The organism is Variovorax sp. MSC1_012, assembly GCF_023667525.1.
Classification (GTDB): Bacteria; Pseudomonadota; Gammaproteobacteria; order Burkholderiales; family Burkholderiaceae_C; genus Variovorax; species Variovorax beijingensis_B.
In genome coordinates this window covers 3,137,591-3,158,742 of sequence record NZ_CM174443.1, presented here as the reverse complement: position 1 = coordinate 3,158,742, position 21,152 = coordinate 3,137,591, and the positions used below count along the sequence as shown (strand labels likewise).

The window sequence follows — 21,152 nt, the reverse complement described above, 5'->3', positions numbered from 1 at the left end:
TTACGGAGTGGAGCAGGAATGAAGAGGTTGATGGCGGGGCGCAAAGTCGCATCGGTGCTGGCAGGCTGCATGGCGATTTACGTGCATCACCAGGTTCTGGCCCAGACCACGGCGCCCGGCGCCTTGCCGGAAGTGAAGGTCGATGCAAGCGCCGAAGTTGAAACCGCAACCTCGCCGGTGATCGGCTACCGCGCCAGGAACGCCGCAACCGCCACCAAGACCGACACGCCGCTGGCCGAAACGCCCCAATCGGTGACCGTGGTCACGCGCGACCAGATGGTGGACCAGGGCGCGGGCAATCTTCAGGACGCGCTCAACTATGCGGCCGGCGTGCGCTCCGATGCCTATGGCCAGGACTCGCGGACCGACTCCGTGCGCATCCGGGGCGCCACGCCCGACGTCTACCTGGACGGCCTGCGCCAGTCCTATGGCTACTACACCAGCACCACGCGCACCGAGCCCTACACGCTGGAGCGGCTCGAAGTGCTGCGCGGCCCGGCGGGCATGCTGTTCGGCGCGGGCACCGCGGCGGGCGTGGTCAACATGGTCAGCAAGCGTCCGCTGCAGGAAACCCAGCGCGAAGTGGGCGTGCAGTTCGGCAGCTTCGGCCGCAAGCAGATCCAGGCCGACCTCACGGGGCCGCTGAATGCCGACGGCAGCCTGTCGTACCGTCTGATCGCGTTGCAGCGCAAGTCGGACTCGCAGGTCGACCACGTGCCCGACGACCGCAGCGTCATTGCGCCCTCGCTGACCTGGCGGCCCAACGCGGCGACCTCGCTCACATTGCAGGGGCTGTGGCAAAAGGACAAGAGCGGCAGCAGCTCGCAGTTCCTTCCGTGGGAGGGCACCTTGCTGCCGAACCCGAACGGACGCATTCCCGCCAGCCGCTTCATCGGCGAGCCGGGCTTCGACTACTACAACAGCGAACGCAAGACTTTCGGCTGGCAGTTCGAGCACAAGTTCAACGAGAACTGGCGCGTGCGGCAGAACTTCCGCTACGCCAAAAACGAGAACGACAACCGCTACCACTATGGCGCCGCCTTCAGTGGAGCCGAAAGCTGGGACGCCACCGATCCGATCTTCAAGCGCGTGCTCGGCCGCTACTACGACAGCTACCTGACGCGCAACCGCACGCAGACGCTCGACAACCATGTCGAAGGCCATTTCCAGACCGGCGCCCTGAAGCACACGCTGCTGGTCGGCGCGGATTTCGCCAGGCAGCGCGAGAACGTGTGGGGCGCAACGACCTTCGACACCATCGACGTCTACGCACCCGTGTACGGCCATGTCGACCTGCCCGAGCGCGCGCCGCTGCCGCGCACCCGCCAGCGCCAGACCGGCGTCTATCTGCAGGACCAGATCAAGCTCGACAACTGGATCTTCGTGGCGGGCCTGCGGCATGACAGGGCGGTGTCCAGCACGGCAGGCAGCGACGAGCAGAAGAGCAGCGCAACCACCAAGCGCTTCGGCCTGATGTACGCCATGCCCTCGGGCTGGTCGCCGTATGTGAGCTACACCGAGTCGTTCACGCCGCAGTCGCCGCGCAACGGACAGATCTTCACGCCCTTGCGCGGTGAGCAATGGGAAGCCGGCGTGAAATACGAGCCGAAGGACCGCGCGCTGGCGTTCAGCGCGGCGGTCTACGATCTGCGGGAGAAGAACCAGATCACTTCGCCGTCGCCGAATGTGTACACGCAAGCCGGCAAGACCAAGACCAAGGGCGCGGAGCTCGAGGCCAAGGGCTCCATCGGACCGAACCTCGACCTCATCGCCCACTACAACTACACCGATGCCGACGAGCAGATCGAGGGCCTGCCCAAGCACCAGGCGAGCGTCTGGGCCAAGTACCGTTTCTCGATCGGCGGCGTCAGCGGCTTCTCGGCCGGTGCGGGCGTGCGCGTGATGAGCTCGTTCCGCGACCTGCAATTCGGCGTGGGACCGCGCGTGCCGGGCGTTGCGCTGGCCGACCTCGTGTTTGCCTACGACACTGCGCAGTGGCGCTATGCGCTCAACATCAACAACGTGACGGACAAGACGTATTTCAGCACTTGCCTGTCGCGCGGCGACTGCTGGTACGGCTCGCGCCGCAACGTCGTGGCCAGCGCGACCTATCGCTTTTGATATTTTCCTTTCGACAAGGGCAGCAACGACATGAACAGCCGAAAGATCAAGACCTGGGCCTGGGTGCACAAGTGGAGCAGCCTCGTGTGCACCGTGTTCATGCTGCTCCTGTGCATCACGGGCTTGCCGTTGATCTTTCACCACGAGATCGGCCACCTGCTGGGCACCGAGGTCGAATCGCCCAAGATGCCCGCGAATACGCCGCGCGTGAGCATGGACCGCGTGCTCGAAACGGCGCGCGCGAAGCATCCCGACCGCGTAGTGCAGTTCGTTTCGCAGCCCGAGGATGACGACGGCCTCTGGTTCGTCACGCTCACGCCAACGCCCGCACCCACCGATGACTTCAAGTCGGTGGTGGTCGACGCGCGTACCGGCGCCGTGCTTGCGCAGCCGAAGTTCGACGAAGGCTTCATGTACGTGATGTTCAAGCTGCACGTCGATTTGTTCGCCGGACTCGCGGGCAAGCTGTTCCTGGGATTCATGGGCTTGCTGCTGCTGGTGGCCATCGTCTCCGGCGTGGTGCTCTATGCGCCGTTCATGCGCAAGCTCGACTTCGGCACCGTGCGGCGCGAGAAGCGCCCGCGCCTGAAGTGGCTCGACCTGCACAACCTGCTGGGCATCGTCACGCTGGTCTGGCTGTTCGTGGTGGGTTCCACCGGCATGATCAACACCTGGGCCGACCTGGTCATCAAGTACTGGCAATACGATCAGCTCAGCGCGCTTCTTGCACCCTACAAGAACGAGCCGACGGTGCCCGTAGCCCAGCGCGCATCGGTGCAGCGCTCGATGGAGGTTGCGCTCCAGCAGACGCCCGACATGAAGCTGTCCTTCATCGCGTTCCCCGGCACGGCGTTCTCGAGCCCGCACCACACCACCTTCTTCATGCGCGGCAACGAGCCTTTCACCTCGAAGCTGCTGCAGCCGGTGCTGGTCGACGCCAAGACGGCCCAGGTGACCGCGGCGCCGAAGATGCCTTGGTACCTGACGGCGCTGCTCGTGTCGCAGCCGCTGCACTTCGGCGACTACGCCGGCATGCCGATGCAGATCATCTGGGCGCTGCTCGATATTGCGACCATCATCGTGCTGGGCAGCGGGCTGTACCTGTGGCTCAAGCGCGGCAACACCGTGCCTGCCCCGGCCGCACCGGTGCCGGCAGGCCCCGGGCACAGGCCGCAGCAGCATGGCGGGCAGCAGCCTGACCCGGCGCCTGCGATGAAGGTGCAGGCATGAAGCAGCGCCACAGCTTCTGGCACATGTGGGGCTGGCCGATCGTGCTCGGCGTGCTGACCACCGTCGGGTTGATCTCGGCGCTGTTCAGCGACGGCGGCCTTGGAGACATGCTGGCCTGGTTCGCGCTGGGCATTCCCGTTGCCGTGTGCGGCTGGTACGGCTGGCGCAGAAGAAGCTGAATCCGGCCCGATCGGGTTCCTGCTAGTACGGGCAGGTGCTCGCGCCGAAGCAGAATCGGCGCAATGAAGCCTGCACTTTCCGCTACCGCCACTGCCGCTGTCCGCCTGCTCCTGCTGGGGGTTCCGCTCGCTGCCCAGGCGCAGCAGCAGCTGGAAATGCAGCCGCAGGCCGACCGCGGCAGCCTGCCCCCAGTCACCGTCTCCACGCCGCGCGGCGAGGTCGCTCCGTTCAACGTGCCGGGCTCGGTCGATCGCGTCGATGGCGCCGAGATGCGCGACAGCCGGCTGCAGGTCAATCTTTCCGAAAGCCTGGGCAACGTTCCGGGCCTGCAGGTGCAGAACCGCATGAACTATGCGCAAGACCTGCAGCTGTCGATCCGCGGCTTCGGCGCGCGTTCCACCTTCGGCGTGCGCGGCGTGCGGCTGTATGTCGACGGCATTCCCGCCACGCTGCCCGACGGCCAGGGCCAGACCTCCAACATCGACATCGGCTCGCTCGACCGCGTCGAGATATTGCGGGGTCCGTTCTCGGCGCTCTACGGCAACTCGTCGGGCGGCGTGCTGCAGGCCTTCACCGCATCGGGCGAAGGGGCGCCGCGGCTTTCGTACTCGGCGGCCGGAGGGAGCTTCGGCACCTGGCGCCAGTCGCTCCAGGCCAGCGGGTCGCAGGGCGCGGTCGACTACCTGCTGAACGCGAGCCGCTTCCAGACCGACGGCTGGCGCGAGCACAGTGCGGCACGGCGCGACATTGCGAACGGCAAGCTCGGCATTGCGCTGGACAACGGCGACAAGCTCACGCTGGTGCTCAACAGCGTGCGCATCAGCGCGCAGGATCCGCTGGGTCTCACGGCCGGGCAGTACGCGCTGGCGCCGCGTAGCGCACCGCTCGCCACGCAGTTCGACACTCGCAAGACGGTGGAGCAGACGCAGGCCGGCATGCTCTATGAACGGCGCATCGCCGCCGCGCAATCGCTGCGGCTCATGGTCTACGGCGGCGAGCGCAAGACCGTGCAGTACCAGTCGATTCCGCCGTCGGCGCAGCAGAATCCGCTGCATGCGGGCGGCGTGATCGATCTCACGCGCCAATACGGCGGGGTCGATCTGCGCTGGACCGCCGCGCTGCAACTGGCCGACCGGCCGCTCGAATTGGTGGCGGGCCTGGGCTACGACAGCCTGCGCGAACAGCGCCGTGGCTACGAGAACTACTTCGGCCGCGTGGCCTCGCCCGTACTGGGCGTTCAAGGACGCCTGCGGCGCAGCGAGCGCAACGAGGTCTGGAACCTCGACCCCTATGCCCAGGCCACCTGGCACCTCGCGGAACAATGGACGCTCGAGGCCGGCGTGCGCCGAAGCAGCGTGCACTTCGATTCGCAGGACCGCTACATCGTGGGCGCCAACCGCGATGACAGCGGCAGCGCGCGCTACAGCAAGACGCTGCCGGTGGCTTCGCTGCGCTACCAGGCCACGCCCGATCTCGCGCTGTATGGCTCGATCGGCCGGGGCTTCGAGACGCCGACGCTCAACGAGTTGTCGTACCGCGCGGGCGGCGCCAGCGGGCTCAATTTCTCGCTGCGGCCCTCGGTCAACGACAGCATCGAGCTGGGTGCGAAGGCAAGGCTGGGCGGAGGGCTGCTGACGGCGGCGCTGTTCCAGACCCGCACGCGCGACGAGATCGTGACCGACACCAACACCGGCGGCCGCGCCACTTTCCAGAATGCCGGCCGCACGCGGCGCAACGGCTTCGAACTGGCCTGGCAGCACGAGACGGCCAACCACTGGCGCACCCAGCTGGCCTACACCTGGCTCGACGCACGCTATCGCGATGCCTTCTGCTCGCCGTCGCCCTGCGCAGCATCCAACACGGTGGAGGCGGGCAACCGCATTCCGGGGATCGCGCGGCAGTCGCTCTTCGCATCGCTGGGCTGGGTGCCGCCCGAAGGCTGGCGGGCCGGCGTCGAGATGCGTGCGCTCGGGCGCATGCAGGCCAACGATCTCAACACCGCCAGCGCGCCGGGCTATGCCGTCGCCGCGCTGTACGCCGGCTACCTGAAGAAATGGGAACGCTGGGAGTTCAACGCCTTTGCGCGCGTCGACAACCTGTTCGACCGCCGCTACGTGGGCTCGCTGATCGTCAACGAGGGCAATGCGCGCTACTACGAGCCCGCGCCGGGCCGCAACTGGACGGTGGGCCTGAGCGGCGCCTACCGCTTCTGAGGCTCAGACGCCGCCGTCCGTCATCCGGTACCAGCCGATCACGGCCGACACATAGAGGCGGCGCAGGCCATAGAGCGGGAATGGCCGCATCTCCGAAGGCTGCACCGGCAGCGCCTTCCTGTCTCCCGTGGCGATGTACTGCGCCAGGGCCTGGCCCATGCGCGTCTGCAGGCCGACACCACGGCCCTGGCAGCCGATGTCGATCAAGAGGCCCGGTGCGGGCTCGTGCAGGTGCGGCAGGTAGTCGCGCGTGATCGCGACGTGGCCGCACCAGCGGTAGGCAATGGGCACGCCCGCCGCCTGCGGGAACAGCTTGGCAACCACGTGCTCCAAGTGCGACCAGTCGCCCGGCTGGCCGGCGTCGGGCTCGCGGAAAGTGCCGCGTCCGCCCATCAGCAAGCGGCCGGCGTGGTCCAGGCGGTAGTACAGCAGCAGGTTGCGCGCATCGGAGGACACGTGGCCTTCGGGCAGCACGGTCTTGCGTATTGCCTCGGGCAGCGGCTCAGTTGCCACCTGGAACGAGTTCGCGTTGATGATGGTCTTGCGCAAGCCGGGCCACAGGCCGTCGGTGTAGCCGTTGGTGCACATCACCACGCGCTCGGCCGTCACGCGCGGGCCGCGCGCGGTGGCGGCCTGCCATTTGCCGTTGGCCTGGATGAGCTGCGTCACGGGCGTGCCGGTGTGGATGGTCACGCCGGCCGCCTGGGCCGCGCGCGCCAGTTCGCGCGCATAGCTCAGCGGTTGCACGCCGCCGCCGCGCGGATCGAGCCAGCCGCCGAAGTACTTGTCGGTGCCCAGCAGGTGCGCGGTCTCGTTGCGGTCGAGCTGGCGCGCGGCCACGCCCTGTGCCTGCCACTCGCGCGTGCGGCGCTCGGCCAGCTGCAAGGCGGCCGGCGTGTGCGCGCCCTGGATCCAGCCCTGGCGCGTGCGGGGCACGTCCATGCCGTGCTTCTCGATGAGCTCGAACACCGCGTCTGCTGTGCCCTTGGCAAAGTCGACCAGGCGCTGGCCTTCTTCGGGGCCGAACATGCGCAGCAGTTCGCTCGGGTCGTGCTTGAGGCCCGGGATGACCTGGCCGCCGTTGCGGCCCGAGCCGCCGAAGCCGATCTCCTTCGCTTCGAGCACCACCACGCGCACGCCGCGCTCGGCCAGGTGCAGCGCCGTGCTGAGGCCGCAGTAGCCAGCGCCAACGACGATCACTTCGGCCTGCGTGTCGGTGTCCAGCGGCGTGGTTGCTGGCGCGCGCGCCGCGGTGGCGGCCCAGAGCGACGGTGCAAGCGGAAAGAAATCCTGCGACGCGTTCGGCATGAAAGGCCTTCAGAGCGGATGGAGCACGCGGCGCAGGAAGTCCTGCGTGCGCGGGTTCTGCGGGTTGTTGAGCAAGCCGGCGGCGGGGCCCTGCTCGACGATCACGCCGCCGTCGATGAAGATCACGCGGTCGGCCACTTCGCGCGCGAACTGCATCTCGTGCGTGACCACCACCATCGTCATGCCGGTGCCGGCGAGCTTGCGCATCACCTGCAGCACGTCGCCGACGAGTTCGGGGTCGAGGGCCGAGGTGGGCTCGTCGAACAGGATGGCCTTGGGCCGCATGGCCAGCGCGCGCGCAATGGCCACGCGCTGCTGCTGCCCGCCCGAGAGTTCCGGCGGATGCGCCGCGGCCTTGTCGGCCAGGCCCACGCTCGCGAGCAGTTCCTTCGCATGCACGATGGCGGCGGCGCGGTCTTCGCCCTTCACGTACACAGGCCCTTCGATCACGTTCTCGAGCACCGTGCGGTGCGGAAACAGGTTGAAGCGCTGAAACACCATGGCCACTTCGGCGCGGATCGCCTTGATCGATGCATGGCGGTTGTCCACGCGGCGGCCGTCGATGTCGACGCTGCCGCCCGAGTAGCTCTCGAGCCCGTTGATGCAGCGCAGGATGGTCGACTTGCCCGAGCCCGAAGGCCCGACGATGCAGACGACCTCGCCCTGCGAGATCGAAGCGTCAATGCCCTTGAGCACGTGGTGGCTGCCGAAGGATTTCTGCAGCCCGCGGATCTCGATCATTTCCTGCCCCGCTTCTCGAAGTGGCGCACCAGCAGGATGAGCGGCACGCACATGATCAGGTAGAGCAGCGCCACCAGCGAGAACACGGTGGCGTTCTGGAAAGTGGAGGTGGCGATCAGCTTGCCCTGCAGCGCGAGCTCGGCCACGGTGATGGTCGAGGCCTGCGACGAGTCCTTGAGCATCATGATCATGATGTTGCCGTAGGAGGGCAGCGTGATGCGGAAGGCCTGCGGCAGCACCACGCGACGCATCGTGAGCCGCCAGCTCATGCCCATGGCCTGTGCCGCCTCCACCTGGCCGTGGTCCACGGCCTCGATGCCGGCGCGGAAGTTTTCCGACTGGTAGGCCGAGTAGGCGATGCCGAGCCCGAGGATGCCCGCCTGCAGCGCTGTCAGCGAGAGGCCGAAGTCGGGCATCACGAAGTAGATGAAGAACAGCAGCACGATGATCGGAATGCCGCGCAGCAGGTTGATCACGCCTGCGCTGATCTTTGCGAGCAGCGGAATGCCCGAGACCCGCATCGCGGCCCAGACCAGGCCGAGCAGCGTGGAAATGACCAGCGAGCCCAGCGTCACCAGCACCGTGAGCTTGGCGCCCTGGAGCAGGATCGGCAGGAACTCCCAGACGTTGTGCAGGAAGGTGCTCATGCGCAGGGTCTGTCAGTGGGCAGGCAGAAATGCCGCTCAGCTGTTGAGGCCCCATTTCTTGAGGATCGCGTCGATGCTGCCGTCGGCCTTGAGCTTGGTGAGCGCCGCGTTCACCTTGGCCATGGTTTCGGTGTCGCCCTTGCGGGTGGCGATGCCGATGCTGTTAACCATCGTCGGCTGGTAGGTCGTCACCAGGCGCAGGTTCGGGAACACGTTCTTGGAGATCGCGTAGGCGGCAATCGGCGAGTCGAGCACGCCCGCGTCGATGCGCCCGGCATTGGCGTCGCGCATCAGGTCGGCGGTGGTGTCGTAGAGCTTGACCTCGCTGAAGATGCCGAGTTTCTGCAGCGGCTCGACAAAGGCCGTGCCCACCTGCACGCCCATGCGCTTGCCTTTGAACTCGGCGAAGCTGCGGTAGGCGGTGGTGTCCTTCACGGGCACTACGATGCCTTCGCCATAGCTGTAGATCGGCTGCGAGAAGTCCACCACCTCCTGGCGCACCGGCGTGATGAACATCGCGGCCGAGATCAGGTCGATGCGCTTGGAAGTGAGCGAGCCGATCAGCGCCGAGAACTGCATCGGCTCGATCTGCACCTCGAAGCCCGAGGTCTTGCCGACGGCCTTGACGATGTCAGCCATGATGCCGTCGATAGTGTTGGTCTTGGTGTCGAGAAAGGTGAACGGGTTGCCGGTGGGCGTGGACCCGACCTTGAGCACGGTCTGAGCCGAGGCCTGGCCGCCGAAGACCAGGGTGAACGTGGCCAGCACGAAGGCTGCGAGGGAAGAAGCGATTTTCATGGGGGTTCCTCTTCAAAAAAATATCGGGGCCTATGCAGGTGAACACGTGATCGCCCAAAGGACAGTGGTGGGTGTGGTGCCGGGATTGCGCCAGCGGCGCGGCATGCCCCCGTCGTAGCAAAAACTGTCGCCGGCCTTCAGCTTGAGCAGGCGCTCGCGCACGAAGAGTTCGAGTTGCCCCTCGATGACGTAGCCGACCTGTTCGCCCTTGCGCGTGAAGAACAGGTCGTCGCCCGTGGAGCCGCCCGGATCGATCACCGCCCGGTACATCTCGACGCCACCCGCGGCGGCGGGCGGCGTGAGGTTTTCCTTGTGGATGCCCTTGTCGCCGAGGTCGATGCGCTTGTGTGTGCCGGCGCGTGCCACCGCGCCCTCGGCCTCGCCTTCGCTGTACTGGGTGTTGCGCACCAGGGTCTCGATGGGCAGCTGCAGTTCCTGCGCCAGCGCGCCGAGCGTGCGCATGGAGATGGAGCGGTGCCCGCGTTCGAGCTGGCTCAGCAGACTGACCGAAATGCCGCAGGCCTGAGCCACCTGCTGCAGCGAGCGGCCGAGGGCCTGGCGCCTTCTGCGCAGTTGTTCCCCAAGCCAGAGGTCGATGACCGAATGGATGCGCTGTGCCCGGCCGGCATCGGGTGCCGGAACAGGGGCGGGAGGCGGACGAACCGGCAATTGCGACACCAGAGCCTTTGTAAAATTTTCACAAGACGCTCAAGTTTTACACACAACGCAGCGCACCGCCAGCAAATTCGGCCGGGGTATTCCAGAAGCGCAAATGCCGGCGCGAGGCCGGCATTTGCGTGGGAGGAGGGCGGAAAGCCCCCGGGGAATTACAGGCCGGCCGCAGCGCGCAGCGCAGCCGCCTGCGTGGTCGCTTCCCAGGTGAACTCGGGCTCCTCGCGGCCGAAGTGGCCGTAGGCGGCGGTCTTCTGGTAGATCGGGCGCAGCAGGTCGAGCATCTGGATGATGCCCTTGGGGCGCAGGTCGAAGAACTCGCGCACGAGCTCGGCGATCTTGGCGTCCGGGATCACGCCGGTGCCTTCGGTGTAGACCGTGATGTTCATCGGCTGGGCCACGCCGATGGCGTAGGCCACCTGGATCTGGCACTGGCGCGCGAGGCCCGCGGCGACGATGTTCTTGGCCACGTAGCGTGCGGCGTAGGCGGCCGAGCGGTCGACCTTCGACGGGTCCTTGCCCGAGAACGCGCCGCCGCCGTGCGGGCAGGCGCCGCCGTAGGTGTCGACGATGATCTTGCGGCCCGTGAGGCCGCAGTCGCCCTGCGGACCGCCGATGACGAAGCGCCCGGTCGGGTTGATCAGGTAGCGCGTGTCCTTGAGCCATTCCTTCGGCAGCACGGGCTTGATGATCTCCTCGATGATGGCTTCGTTGAACGAGGCCTTCATCTTGGTGGGCGTTTCGCTCTGGTCGGGGCTGTGCTGGGTGGAGAGCACCACGGTGTCGATGCTGTGGGGCTTGCCGTCCACGTAGCGCATCGTGACCTGGCTCTTGGCGTCGGGCCGCAGGAACGGCAGGCGGCCGTCCTTGCGCAGCTGGGCCTGGCGCTCCACGAGGCGGTGCGCGTAGTAGATGGGCGCGGGCATGAGTTCGGGCGTCTCGTCGCAGGCATAGCCGAACATCAGGCCCTGGTCGCCGGCGCCGGTGTTCAGGTGGTCGTCGCTTGCGTGGTCCACGCCCTGGGCGATGTCGTTGGACTGCTTGTCGTAGCAGACCATCACGGCGCAGCCCTTGTAGTCGATGCCGTAGTCGGTGTTGTCGTAGCCGATGCGCTTGATGGTGTCGCGCGCCACCTGGATGTAGTCGACGTGCGCGTTGGTCGTGATTTCGCCGGCGAGCACCACGAGGCCGGTGTTGGTCAGCGTCTCGGCGGCCACGCGGCTGCGCGGGTCCTGCTCGAAAATCGCGTCCAGGATGGCGTCCGAGATCTGGTCGGCGACCTTGTCGGGGTGGCCTTCGGAAACCGATTCGGACGTGAAGAGGAAGTCGTTCGCCATTTTGTTCAAAGCTCCTTGAAGTGATTTGGCGCGTTGCCAACTCTGCGGAGCCCTGGCGAACGCTTTAGCAGATGCCGATGAATCGGCGGGGCACAATCGCTTTTGCGCTTGTGTTTGTCGCCCTGCAAGTTGTTCCGTAACTCGGCGACAATTTGCATTCTATTCGAGCCGCGCCAAATCGTGCGCGCGCGTCCTGGTTTTCACTCCCTGTTGCCCATGGTCACCCTGTTCCGCCTGCTTGCCCGCGTACCGATGCCCGTGATGCATCGGCTCGGCGCGCTGCTGGGCTGGATCGTCTGGTATTGCGCGCCGGACTACCGCCGCCGCTTCAAGGCCAATGCCGAGAGTGCCGGGTTCACTCCCGGGCAGTACCGCCCCGCCATCGCGGCCGCCGGCCAGATGGCTGCCGAGCTGCCGTGGCTCTGGCTGCGTCCGCAAGGCAAGAGCGTGCTGCGGCGCGTGGTGCGTTGGGAAGGCGTGGAGGCCTTCGAGGCGGCCATGCGGGAGAAGAAGGGCGTGATCCTCGTGGCCCCGCACCTGGGCAGCTGGGAGATGTGCGGCCAGGCGATCGGCGAGCGCTTTCTCGAGACCTTCGGGCCGATCACCGCGCTGTTCCGGCCCGCGCGCAAGAAATGGATGGCCGAGCTCATCGCCGCGGGCTCGCGCGACCGGCCCGGCCTGCAGACGCTGCCCACCAACAACACCGGCGTGCGCGGCCTCATCCGCACGCTGCGCAGCGGCGGCTACACCGGCATCCTGCCCGACCAGGTGCCGCCGCTGGGGCAGGGGGTGTGGGCGCCCTTCCTCGGCCGGCCGGCCTACACCATGACGCTGCTGCCGCGGCTCGCGCAGCAGACCGGCGCCGCCTGCTTCCTGAGTGTGTGCGAAAGGCTGCCGCGCAGCGCGGGCTATGTGATCCGCTTCGAGCCGATCGTGGGCACGCCGCTCACCGATCCGGCCGCGCCCATCGAGGCCGCGGCTGCCGCCATGAACGACGCCATCGGGCGCCTGATCCACAGCCTGCCGGGACAGTACGTGTGGGACTACGCGCGCTACAAGGAGCCGCGCGGTGAAACCGCAGCGGCGGCCCAGCCCGGGGAGCAGGCACGATGAGTCTCGGTTCCCGGCTCGGCATCGCCTTCATGCGCGCGATCGCGCCGCTGCCGCTGCCGCTGGTGCGCGGTTTCGGCGCGCTGCTCGGCCGCGTGCTGCACACCATCGCCTTGCCGCGGCGGCGCGTGGTCGATACCAACCTGGCGGTGTGCTTTCCAGAAAAATCCGAAGCCGAACGCCGCCGCATCGCGCGCGAGACCTTCGTGTACGTGGCGCAGTCGTGGCTCGACCGCAGCTGGCTCTGGCATGCGCCCGAAAAGGTGGTGGCCAGCCGGCTCAAGGTGGTCGGCGCAGCGCGGGAGATCCGCGAGATTGCCGATGGCGACGAGCCGATGATCCTGTTCGCGCCGCACTTCTACGGCCTCGACGCCGCGGCCACGGCGCTGACCATGCACACGGCCCGGCCCTCGGCCACCATCTACACGACCCAGCGCGATCCGATGGTCGACGAATGGATTCGCGAAGGCCGCACGCGCTTCGGCAACGTGGCGGCGCTCAACCGCGTCGACGGCATCAAGCCGGTGCTCGGAGGCTTGCGCAAGGGCGGCCTCCTGTACCTGCTGCCCGACATGGACTTCGGCCGCGACCAGACGATCTTCGTGCCGTTCTACGGCGTGCAGGCGGCCACGGTGCCCTCGCTCTCGCGCTTTGCGCGGCTGGGCAAGGCGAAGGTGGTGCCGGTCGTCGCGAAGCTCACGCCTGAAGGCTACGAGATCGAAGTGAGGCCGGCCTGGCAGAACTTTCCGACCGACGACGTCGAAGCCGACACGGCGCTCATGAACCAGCGGCTGCAGGGCTACATCGACACGATGCCCTCGCAGTACTACTGGGTGCACCGCCGCTTCAAGACGCGACCCGAAGGCGCGCCGCCGATCTATTGAAGCGAAGCGATCTCAGTTCCTTCCGAGAAAGGCCTCGATCTCGCCCGCGACCAGCTGCGGCTGCTCGTGCACGATCCAGTGGGTGGCGTTGGGCAGCTTCTTGACCTCGAGCTTCGGCACGTAGTCCTCCAGGCCTTCGAGCAGGCCCGGCAGCAGCGCCGCATCGTCGAGCGCCCAGAAGACGAAGGTCGGCACGTCGATGGTGAGCCGCTCGCGCGGCAGCACCGGAATGCCGTCGATGGTCTGGCCCGGCAGCGGTGGCTTCATCGGCGTGACGCGATAGAGATTGCAGGCGCCCGTGAGGCCTGCGTTCCACACCTCGCGGTACTGCTGCTTCACGTCTTCGGTCAGCCAGCCGAAGCCGTCGGGCCCGGCCTTCATCAGGGTGAAGAAGGGCCACATGCGCTTGAAGTCGTCGGCCGAGAGCAGGGCTTCGGCATCGGGCCGCGCGAGAAAGTTCATGTAGGCGCTGGCCTGCTGCTGCGCCGGGTTGTGGCGCAGCTCGCGCGTGAAGGTGCCGGGGTGCGGCGAATTGATGATGACCAGCCGGCCGACCTGCTCCGGAAAAGCATTGGCATAGCCCCAGCCGAAAGCGCCACCCCAGTCGTGCGCCACCAAGGCAGCCATGGTGCCGTCGGCGCTTTCGGTGGTCACGAGCTGCTGGATGTCCTGGATCAGCAGGTGGGCCTTGTACGCTGCCACTTCGGTGGGCGCGCTCGATTTCTCGAAGCCGCGCAGATTGGGCGCAATGCAGCGGTAGCCACCGTGTGCGGGCTCGGCAAAGTATTCGAGCAGTTCGTCCCAGATGAACGCGGCCTCGGGAAAACCATGAAGGAACACCATCAACGGGCGCCCGGGCGTGCCGGTTGCGCGGCAGCTCAGCGTGATTCCGTTGGGCAGGCTGCGCTGGAACGTCTCGATCATGCCTAGTCTCCTTCGTTCGTTGCTATTGTTCTGATAGCGGATCACGCGCATGGGACGGCAACGAGCCGGGTTTCCCTAGGCGTCTTCCGGCCCCACGGGCGGCTCGGCTTCTACCGGTGCTTCGCCGGGCGGATGCGCCCAGCGCCACAGCAGCTCGGCGGCTTCGCCCACACCTTGCTTCTTGAGGGCGGAGAACAGTTTGACCTCGCCGCCGCCGGCCTGCAGTCGCGTAATGGACAGCACCTTGGCGCCCTCGCTGCGCGTGAGCTTGTCGGCCTTGGTCAGGAGCACGAGGAACTTGAGCCCCTGCTCCACGCGCGGACGGATCACGTCGAGCAGGATCTCGTCGAGCTCGGTCAGGCCGTGGCGCGGGTCGCACATCAGCACCACGCCGCGCAGGTTCTCGCGCGTCATCAGGTAGTTGCCCATGACACGCTGCCAGCGCAGCTTGGCTTCCTTGGGAACCGCCGCATAGCCGTAGCCGGGCAGGTCGGCCAGCACGGCATCGTCGGCCTTCTGCTTGCCGACGCCGAACAGGTTGATGTGCTGCGTGCGGCCTGGTGTCTTGGAAGCGAAGGCCAGGCGCGTCTGCTGCGTGAGCGTGTTGATCGCGGTCGACTTGCCCGCGTTCGAGCGGCCGACGAAGGCGATCTCGGGCAGGTCGAGCGGGGGCAGATGCTCCAGCTGCGGGGCGCTGGTGAGGAAGTGCGCCGTGTGCAACCAGCCGAGCGCGATGCGCTCGCGCTCGGCGACAAGGGGGTCGACGGCAGGGGTCGCGCGGGAAGGGGGAGCAGCGTGCTTGCGCGACGGGGTGATCATCAATGAGCTTTCGGAACGGGCTGCCATTGTAGAATCGCGCGGTTTTGCGCCAATAAATCGAGCCCCCGATATGAAGTTGTTTGCCAATTTTCTGCTTGCAGCCCTCATGGGCGTCGCAGCCAGCGCGAGCCTTGCGGCTGACGATCCTGCCGCCGCACCGGCTGCAGCCGCCGCGGCCAAGCCGGCCAAGCCCGATCCCGCCAAGGGCGACGCGGTCTTCAATTCCGCCGCCCAGGCCTGTGCTTCCTGCCACAACGCAGACGGCAACTCGGCCATTGCGGCCAACCCCAAGCTGGCGCAGCAGCACCCCGAATACATCCTCAAGCAGCTGCAGGACTTCAAGTCCGGCAAGCGCAAGAGCCCCATCATGCAGCCCCTGGCCGCCAAGCTGTCCGACGAGGACATGCGCAACATCGCCTGGTTCGTGGGCTCGAAGAAGGTCAAGACCGGCTTCTCCAAGGAGAAGGACCTGGTCGCGCTGGGCGAGAAGATCTACCGCGGCGGCATTGCCGATCGCCAGATCCCGGCCTGCGCCGGCTGCCACAGCCCCAACGGCGCCGGCATGCCCGCGCAATACCCGCGCCTGGGTGGCCAGCATGCCGACTACACGGTGGCACAGCTTGTTGCTTTCCGGGACAACGTGCGCCAGAACAGCGCTCCCATGACCGGCGTGGCCGCAAAGCTCAACGACCGCGAAATCAAGGCTGTTGCAGATTACATCGCCGGCCTGCGCTGACACCACGCGCTTCAGCGTGAACTAACCGCCGATAAAAAACCCAAACAGAGGGCGGGCCGATCCAGCTGGATGGCCCGCCCTTTGCTTTTTCCCTGTTCCTTTTTCCCCACCGACCGATGTCTGTCTCCACCCACGGCCTTCGCGTTCATCGCGGCCCGCAAGTGCTTCGCGCTGCGGTGGAACTGTTTTCGTCGATGCGCTTCGCGATTGCGCTGCTCACCGTCATCTGCATCGCATCGATCATCGGCACGGTGCTCAAGCAGCACGAGTCGATCAACAACTACATCAACCAGTTCGGGCCGTTCTGGGCCGAGCTGTTCCGTGCGGCCAAGCTCGATTCGGTCTACAGCGCCTGGTGGTTCCTGCTGATCCTGCTGTTCCTGGTGATCAGCACGACGCTCTGCATCGCGCGCAACACGCCGCGCATCTTCATCGACCTGAAGACCTTCAAGGAAGGCATCCGCGCGCAGAGCCTCAAGGCCTTCGGCCAGCGCGCCGAGACCCGGCTGGACGAGGCGCCCGCCGCGGCGGCCAACCGCATCGGCCAGCTGCTGGTGAGCGGCGGATGGAAGGTCAAGCTCCAGCAGCGCGAAGCTGCCGGCGGACATGCCGAAGCCGGCTGGATGGTGGCCGCGCGCGCGGGCGGCGCCCACAAGCTGGGCTACATCGCCGCCCACAGCGCGATCGTGCTGGTGTGCATCGGCGGCCTGCTCGACGGCGACCTGGTGGTGCGGGCCCAGACCTGGTTCAATGGCAAGAGCGTGTTCACTGGCGGCGGCATGATTGCCGACGTGCCGGCGCAGCACCGGTTGTCGCCGCGCAACCCGACCTTCCGCGGCAACATCCTGGTGCCCGAGGGCGCGCAAGGCAGCGTGGCCATCCTGCAGCAGTCCGACGGCGTGCTGCTGCAGGAGCTGCCGTTCTCGATCGAGCTCAAGAAATTCATCGTCGACTACTACTCGACCGGCATGCCCAAGCTGTTCGCAAGCGAGGTGGTGCTGCACGACCGCGAGACCGGCGCCCAGGTGCCCGCGCGCATCGAGGTCAACCATCCGGCCAGCTACAAGGGCGTGGAAATCTACCAGTCGAGCTTCGACGACGGCGGCTCCAAGGTGAAGCTCAAGGCGGTGCCGATGGCGGCTGCGGCCAAGCCCTTCGAGGTCGAGGGCGTCATCGGCGGGCCGAGCACCGAAATTACCAACGGCCGCGAAAAACTCACGCTCGAATACGCCGCGCTGCGCGTGATCAACGTCGAGAACTTTGCCGACGGCGGCGCCATGGGCAGCGGCGCCGACGTGCGCAAGGTCGACCTGCGCCACGACATCGAATCGCGCCTGGGCGCCGCCAACAAGACCAGCAAGCCGAAGGTGCTGCGCAACATCGGGCCGAGCATCGGCTACAAGCTGCGCGATGCCGCGGGACAGGCGCGCGAATACCAGAACTACATGGTGCCGGTCGATACCGGCGATGGGCAGCCGGTGTTCCTGCTCGGCATGCGCGAGAAGCCCGAGGAGCCGTTCCGCTACCTGCGCGTGCCGGCCGATGAGCAAGGCTCCATGGACAGCTTCGTGCGCATGCGCACCGCGCTGGCCGACGCCGACACCCGCAACCGCGCGGTCGAGCGCTACATCGCCAAGGCAGTCGATCCGAAGCGGCCCGAGATGGCCGAACAGCTGCGCGTTTCGGCGGCGCGCGCGCTCGCCCTCTTTGCCGGCAGCGAGCGCGCCAAGGCCGACGCCACCACCCTGGGTGGCTGGCAGGCGATTGCGGAATTCATGGAAGCCAACGTGCCCGAGGCCGAGCGCGAACGTGCCGGTGCGGTGCTGGTGCGCATCCTCAACGACGTGCTGTTCGAGGCGCTCAACCTGAGCCGCGAGGGCGCGGGGCTCGCAGCCTTGCCGAGCGACGAGAAGTCGCAGGCCTTCCTTACCCAGGCGGTGCTGGCCATCAGCGACGCGTACTTCTATCCGGCGCCGGTCGCCATGATGATGACCGACTTCACCCAGGTGCAGGCCAGCGTGTTCCAGGTGGCGCGCGCGCCCGGCAAGAACGTGGTCTATCTGGGCTGCCTGTTGCTGATCGTCGGGATTTTTGCCATGCTGTACGTGCGCGAGCGCCGGCTCTGGGTGTGGCTCACCCCCGACGGCGCGGGCTCCGGAGACAACACCACGGCCGCCACGATGGCCTTCTCGGTCAACCGCAAGACCATCGACAGCGATCGCGAGTTCGAGCACCTCAAGCACAAGCTGCTTGCCTTGAAGAAAGAAGGACCGGCGTCACCATGAACACCACCACCCTCACGCTGCACGAAAGCTGGTTTTCGCGGCGCAACCTTTTCGACTGGGTGTTTGCGGCGCTGGTGCTGGCAGGCGGTCTTTTTGCCTTTGCCCGGTACGCGGGCTCGATGGACTCGTACGAGAAACCCATCCTCGCCGCCGCGATGATCTCGGTCATTGCGATCGGCTGGTTCTGGCGCCCGCTGCGGGTGTTGGCCATCGTGGTGGCTGCGGCCTCGCTGCTGGCCATCAGTTCCTACCAGGGCGACCTGGCGCGCGCGGACACGGTGTTCTGGCTCAAGTACTTCCTGTCGAGCCAGTCGGCCATTCTCTGGATGAGCGTGCTGTTCTTCATGAGCACGCTTTTCTACTGGCTCGGTTTCTTCGGCGGCAAGCAGGGCGACACCTTCGACCTGATCGGCTCCCGGCTGGCCTGGGCCGCCATTGCCATGGCGCTCATCGGCACCATGGTGCGCTGGTACGAGAGCCACCTGCTGGGGCCGGACATCGGCCACATTCCCGTCAGCAACCTGTATGAAGTGTTCGTGCTCTTTTGCTGGCTCACGACGGCCTTCTACCTTTACTTCGAATCGCGCTACGGCACGCGCACGCTCGGTGCCTTCGTGATGCTGGTGGTGAGCGCGGCGGTCGGCTTCCTGCTCTGGTACACGCTGGTGCGCAATGCGCACGAGATCCAGCCACTGGTGCCGGCGCTGCAGAGCTGGTGGATGAAGCTGCACGTGCCGGCCAACTTCATCGGCTACGGCACCTTCGCGCTCGCGGCCATGGTGGCCTTCGCTTATCTCATCAAGGAGCAGGCGCAGGAAGCGCGCTGGTACAAGCTCACGCCGATCTGGCTCCTGGGCGTGGCGCTGTGCTTCGTGCCGGTGGCCTTCCGCCAGCGCGTGCAGGAGGCCGGCGGCAGCTACTGGGTGATCTATGCGGGCATCTCCGCGCTCATTGCCGCGGGCATTTTGCTCGGCCGCAAGCGCATTGCCGCTCGGCTGCCCGCCAACGAGGTGCTCGACGACGTGATGTACAAGTCGATCACGGTCGGCTTCGCCTTCTTCACCATTGCCACCGTGCTCGGCGCGCTGTGGGCGGCCGACGCCTGGGGCGGCTACTGGAGCTGGGACCCGAAGGAAACCTGGGCCCTGATCGTCTGGCTCAACTACGCGGCCTGGCTGCACATGCGGCTGGTCAAGGGCCTGCGCGGCACCGTGGCGGCCTGGTGGGCGCTGGCTGGCCTCGCGGTAACCACCTTCGCGTTCCTGGGCGTGAACATGTTCCTGAGCGGACTGCACAGCTACGGCACGCTGTAGGTAGGGTTGCGGCTTTTCGCGAAGAATTGAGACCACGCGCAGCGATCGCGCGTAACCGGATCAGGGGATTCCACGAACTACCCTGAGCACAACGATTCACGCGAAAGGCCATCACATGTCGTTCCATTTCCGACCGCAGGGTCGCAGCAGCGGTTTCATCCATCCGCTCTCGAGCGAAATCACGCCGCGCGCCGTCTACGAAGGCCGGCGGGATCTGCTCAAGCTGATGGCCAGCGGCGCAGCCGGTGCCGCGCTGGCGAGTTTCGCGGGACGCGAGGCTTTCGCCCAGGCCACGGGCCCGCACAAGCTGGCGCTGCTTCCGGGTGCGAAGTCCGCCGTGCCGGGCGCGCAAACGATGGAAAAGCTCACCGACTACAAGGACGCGACGAGCTACAACAACTTCTACGAGTTCGGCACCGACAAGGGCGACCCGGTCAAGAACGCCGGCACGCTCAAGACCCGCCCATGGACCGTGGAGGTCGAGGGCCTGGTCAAGAAGCCCGGCAAGTACGGCATCGAAGACCTGCTCAAGCTCAGTGCCCAGGAAGAGCGCATCTATCGCCTGCGCTGCGTCGAGGGCTGGTCGATGGTCATTCCCTGGGTGGGCTATTCGCTGGCCGAACTCGTCAAGAAGGTCGAGCCGCAGGGCAATGCGAAGTACGTGGAGTTCGTGACCCTGGCCGATCCCAAGACCATGCCCTTCGTGGGCTCGCGCGTGCTCGACTGGCCCTACACCGAAGGCCTGCGCATGGACGAGGCCATGCACCCGCTCACGCTGCTGGCTTTCGGCATGTACGGCGAAGTGCTGCCCAACCAGAACGGCGCGCCGGTGCGCATCGTGGTGCCGTGGAAGTACGGGTTCAAGTCGGCGAAGTCGATCGTCAAGATCCGCTTCGTCGAGAAGGAGCCGGGCACGGCCTGGAACAAGGCGGCGGCACAGGAATACGGTTTCTATTCGAACGTCAATCCGAACGTCGACCATCCGCGCTGGAGCCAGGCCACCGAGCGCCGCATCGGCGACGGCGGCGGACTCTTCGCCAAGAGGCACAAGACGCTGATTTTCAACGGCTATGAAGCCCAGGTCGGCCAGCTCTATGCGGGCATGGACCTGAAGAAGAACTACTGAGCCGCCGCCGCCACGCGGCCCTTGCCCTATGAACAAGCTGCTCATGCATCCGGCGGCCAAGCCGGTCATCTTCCTGCTGTGCCTGCTGCCGTTCGCGCGGCTGGCCTATGGCGCGTTTGCCGGCGGGCTGGGTGCGAATCCGGCCGAGTTCCTGATCCGCGCCACCGGCGACTGGACCCTGCGCTTCATCTGCATCGTGCTGGCGGTGACGCCGCTGCGCGTGATGGCCAGGGCCAATGCGCTTGCGCGCTTTCGCCGCATGCTCGGGCTGTTCGCGTATTTCTATGTGGTGCTGCACCTGCTGTGCTACAGCTGGTTCGACATGGGCTTCGAGTGGGCCGACATCGCCAAGGACATTGCCAAGCGGCCGTTCATCCTGGTGGGGTTCTCGGCCTTCGTGCTGCTGACGCCGCTGGCGGCCACCTCGTTCAACCGCGCCATCAAGGCCATGGGCGCCAAGCGCTGGCAGATGCTGCACAAGCTGGTCTACCTGATCGCCGGCCTGGGCCTGCTGCACTTCTTCTGGATGCGCGCGGGCAAGAACGACTTTGCCGAGGTGTTCGTCTATGCCGCGATCATCGCGGTGCTGCTCGGATGGCGTGTGTGGAACTATGCGAGCAAGCGCAGGCCGAAGCCATCGGCCGGCGTGCGCGAGGGTAGCCGCAACAGCAGCGAAAAGTCGCTGCGCAGCAGCACCGGCTGACCGGC

General features: G+C 66.6%; 19 protein-coding genes. 11 read left to right on the top strand and 8 right to left on the bottom strand.

Annotation, left to right across the window (positions count from 1 at the left end; all coding sequences use genetic code 11):
* Positions 1–18: 18 nt before the first annotated feature.
* The 4 genes from L1081_RS14985 to L1081_RS14970 all read left to right on the top strand — a co-directional run bounded on the left by L1081_RS14985 (position 19) and on the right by L1081_RS14970 (position 5,744).
* Positions 19–2,121, top strand: coding sequence for a TonB-dependent siderophore receptor (locus tag L1081_RS14985; protein ID WP_489412889.1), 2,103 nt, complete (start codon positions 19–21; stop codon positions 2,119–2,121).
* Between the two features lie 30 nt (positions 2,122–2,151).
* Positions 2,152–3,351 (top strand): PepSY-associated TM helix domain-containing protein, encoded by a 1,200-nt coding sequence (locus L1081_RS14980; protein WP_489412888.1) that lies wholly within the window; start codon positions 2,152–2,154, stop codon positions 3,349–3,351.
* Positions 3,348–3,530, top strand: coding sequence for a hypothetical protein (locus L1081_RS14975; RefSeq protein WP_319441010.1), 183 nt, complete (start codon positions 3,348–3,350; stop codon positions 3,528–3,530). The genes L1081_RS14980 and L1081_RS14975 overlap by 4 nt, the downstream gene beginning before the upstream one ends.
* A gap of 63 nt (positions 3,531–3,593) precedes the next feature.
* Positions 3,594–5,744 carry a TonB-dependent receptor domain-containing protein gene (locus L1081_RS14970; protein WP_489412887.1) on the top strand — a complete coding sequence of 717 codons (2,151 nt, stop codon included), beginning with the start codon at positions 3,594–3,596 and terminating at the stop codon, positions 5,742–5,744.
* Between the two features lie 3 nt (positions 5,745–5,747).
* Here L1081_RS14970 and L1081_RS14965 read toward each other — a convergent pair whose 3' ends face one another.
* The 6 genes from L1081_RS14965 to metK form a co-directional block, all read right to left on the bottom strand.
* The gene (locus tag L1081_RS14965) at positions 5,748–7,052 is read right to left on the bottom strand and encodes an FAD-dependent oxidoreductase (RefSeq protein WP_489412886.1); all 1,305 of its coding nucleotides are present in this window, start codon (positions 7,050–7,052) and stop codon (positions 5,748–5,750) included.
* Between the two features lie 9 nt (positions 7,053–7,061).
* Complete coding sequence (locus L1081_RS14960; RefSeq protein ID WP_319430083.1) at positions 7,062–7,793, bottom strand: amino acid ABC transporter ATP-binding protein; 732 nt, start codon at positions 7,791–7,793, stop codon at positions 7,062–7,064.
* Positions 7,790–8,440, bottom strand: a complete 651-nt coding sequence (locus L1081_RS14955; RefSeq protein ID WP_145740976.1) for an amino acid ABC transporter permease — start codon at positions 8,438–8,440, stop codon at positions 7,790–7,792. Before L1081_RS14955 ends, L1081_RS14960 begins: the two co-directional genes overlap by 4 nt.
* A gap of 36 nt (positions 8,441–8,476) precedes the next feature.
* On the bottom strand, positions 8,477–9,238 hold the full coding sequence (locus tag L1081_RS14950) for a transporter substrate-binding domain-containing protein (RefSeq protein ID WP_489412885.1): 762 nt from the start codon (positions 9,236–9,238) through the stop codon (positions 8,477–8,479).
* A 30-nt stretch (positions 9,239–9,268) separates the two neighbouring features.
* Complete coding sequence (locus L1081_RS14945) at positions 9,269–9,916, bottom strand: helix-turn-helix domain-containing protein (protein ID WP_319430089.1); 648 nt, start codon at positions 9,914–9,916, stop codon at positions 9,269–9,271.
* Between the two features lie 149 nt (positions 9,917–10,065).
* A complete protein-coding gene (gene metK, locus L1081_RS14940; RefSeq protein ID WP_124957455.1) occupies positions 10,066–11,247 on the bottom strand; it encodes a methionine adenosyltransferase in 1,182 nt (393 codons plus the stop codon).
* A 216-nt stretch (positions 11,248–11,463) separates the two neighbouring features.
* Between metK and L1081_RS14935 the strand changes: the two genes are divergently transcribed.
* Together L1081_RS14935 and L1081_RS14930 are read left to right on the top strand one after the other, a co-directional pair.
* Complete coding sequence (locus L1081_RS14935; RefSeq protein WP_489412884.1) at positions 11,464–12,360, top strand: lysophospholipid acyltransferase family protein; 897 nt, start codon at positions 11,464–11,466, stop codon at positions 12,358–12,360.
* Entirely contained in the window at positions 12,357–13,241 is an 885-nt protein-coding gene (locus L1081_RS14930; protein ID WP_489412883.1) for an LpxL/LpxP family acyltransferase, read from the top strand. The genes L1081_RS14935 and L1081_RS14930 overlap by 4 nt, the downstream gene beginning before the upstream one ends.
* Before the next feature lie 12 nt (positions 13,242–13,253).
* Here the strand turns inward: L1081_RS14930 and L1081_RS14925 are convergent, their stop codons facing one another.
* Both L1081_RS14925 and yihA read right to left on the bottom strand, forming a co-directional pair.
* The gene (locus tag L1081_RS14925) at positions 13,254–14,165 is read right to left on the bottom strand and encodes an alpha/beta fold hydrolase (protein WP_489412882.1); all 912 of its coding nucleotides are present in this window, start codon (positions 14,163–14,165) and stop codon (positions 13,254–13,256) included.
* Positions 14,166–14,240: 75 nt separating this feature from the next.
* Positions 14,241–14,984, bottom strand: coding sequence for a ribosome biogenesis GTP-binding protein YihA/YsxC (yihA, locus tag L1081_RS14920; RefSeq protein WP_489412881.1), 744 nt, complete (start codon positions 14,982–14,984; stop codon positions 14,241–14,243).
* 70 nt (positions 14,985–15,054) lie between these two features.
* Here yihA and L1081_RS14915 point away from each other — a divergent pair, with 70 nt between their 5' ends.
* The 5 genes from L1081_RS14915 to msrQ all read left to right on the top strand — a co-directional run bounded on the left by L1081_RS14915 (position 15,055) and on the right by msrQ (position 21,147).
* Positions 15,055–15,720: a c-type cytochrome gene (locus L1081_RS14915; RefSeq protein ID WP_124957450.1), complete on the top strand. Its 666-nt coding sequence runs from the start codon at positions 15,055–15,057 to the stop codon at positions 15,718–15,720.
* A gap of 116 nt (positions 15,721–15,836) precedes the next feature.
* A complete protein-coding gene (locus tag L1081_RS14910; RefSeq protein WP_489412880.1) occupies positions 15,837–18,005 on the top strand; it encodes a cytochrome c biogenesis ResB family protein in 2,169 nt (722 codons plus the stop codon).
* Positions 18,002–19,318, top strand: coding sequence for a c-type cytochrome biogenesis protein CcsB (ccsB, locus tag L1081_RS14905; RefSeq protein ID WP_489412879.1), 1,317 nt, complete (start codon positions 18,002–18,004; stop codon positions 19,316–19,318). Before L1081_RS14910 ends, ccsB begins: the two co-directional genes overlap by 4 nt.
* 115 nt (positions 19,319–19,433) lie before the next feature.
* A complete protein-coding gene (gene msrP, locus L1081_RS14900; RefSeq protein WP_489412878.1) occupies positions 19,434–20,444 on the top strand; it encodes a protein-methionine-sulfoxide reductase catalytic subunit MsrP in 1,011 nt (336 codons plus the stop codon).
* Between the two features lie 28 nt (positions 20,445–20,472).
* Complete coding sequence (gene msrQ / locus L1081_RS14895; protein ID WP_489412877.1) at positions 20,473–21,147, top strand: protein-methionine-sulfoxide reductase heme-binding subunit MsrQ; 675 nt, start codon at positions 20,473–20,475, stop codon at positions 21,145–21,147.
* Positions 21,148–21,152: the final 5 nt, after the last annotated feature.

Excerpts from the sequence above, each read along its gene's own strand:
- L1081_RS14915 (WP_124957450.1), top strand. The coding sequence starts at position 15,055 with ATGAAGTTGTTTGCCAATTTTCTGCTTGCAGCCCTCATGGGCGTCGCA.
- L1081_RS14950 (WP_489412885.1), bottom strand. The coding sequence starts at position 9,238 with ATGAAAATCGCTTCTTCCCTCGCAGCCTTCGTGCTGGCCACGTTCACC.
- L1081_RS14925 (WP_489412882.1), bottom strand. The coding sequence starts at position 14,165 with ATGATCGAGACGTTCCAGCGCAGCCTGCCCAACGGAATCACGCTGAGC.
- L1081_RS14955 (WP_145740976.1), bottom strand. The coding sequence starts at position 8,440 with ATGAGCACCTTCCTGCACAACGTCTGGGAGTTCCTGCCGATCCTGCTC.
- L1081_RS14975 (WP_319441010.1), top strand. The coding sequence starts at position 3,348 with ATGAAGCAGCGCCACAGCTTCTGGCACATGTGGGGCTGGCCGATCGTG.
- L1081_RS14910 (WP_489412880.1), top strand. The coding sequence starts at position 15,837 with ATGTCTGTCTCCACCCACGGCCTTCGCGTTCATCGCGGCCCGCAAGTG.
- L1081_RS14960 (WP_319430083.1), bottom strand. The coding sequence starts at position 7,793 with ATGATCGAGATCCGCGGGCTGCAGAAATCCTTCGGCAGCCACCACGTG.
- L1081_RS14970 (WP_489412887.1), top strand. The coding sequence starts at position 3,594 with ATGAAGCCTGCACTTTCCGCTACCGCCACTGCCGCTGTCCGCCTGCTC.
- L1081_RS14965 (WP_489412886.1), bottom strand. The coding sequence starts at position 7,052 with ATGCCGAACGCGTCGCAGGATTTCTTTCCGCTTGCACCGTCGCTCTGG.
- L1081_RS14985 (WP_489412889.1), top strand. The coding sequence starts at position 19 with ATGAAGAGGTTGATGGCGGGGCGCAAAGTCGCATCGGTGCTGGCAGGC.
- L1081_RS14930 (WP_489412883.1), top strand. The coding sequence starts at position 12,357 with ATGAGTCTCGGTTCCCGGCTCGGCATCGCCTTCATGCGCGCGATCGCG.
- metK (WP_124957455.1), bottom strand. The coding sequence starts at position 11,247 with ATGGCGAACGACTTCCTCTTCACGTCCGAATCGGTTTCCGAAGGCCAC.
- L1081_RS14980 (WP_489412888.1), top strand. The coding sequence starts at position 2,152 with ATGAACAGCCGAAAGATCAAGACCTGGGCCTGGGTGCACAAGTGGAGC.
- ccsB (WP_489412879.1), top strand. The coding sequence starts at position 18,002 with ATGAACACCACCACCCTCACGCTGCACGAAAGCTGGTTTTCGCGGCGC.
- L1081_RS14935 (WP_489412884.1), top strand. The coding sequence starts at position 11,464 with ATGGTCACCCTGTTCCGCCTGCTTGCCCGCGTACCGATGCCCGTGATG.
- yihA (WP_489412881.1), bottom strand. The coding sequence starts at position 14,984 with ATGATCACCCCGTCGCGCAAGCACGCTGCTCCCCCTTCCCGCGCGACC.
- msrP (WP_489412878.1), top strand. The coding sequence starts at position 19,434 with ATGTCGTTCCATTTCCGACCGCAGGGTCGCAGCAGCGGTTTCATCCAT.
- msrQ (WP_489412877.1), top strand. The coding sequence starts at position 20,473 with ATGAACAAGCTGCTCATGCATCCGGCGGCCAAGCCGGTCATCTTCCTG.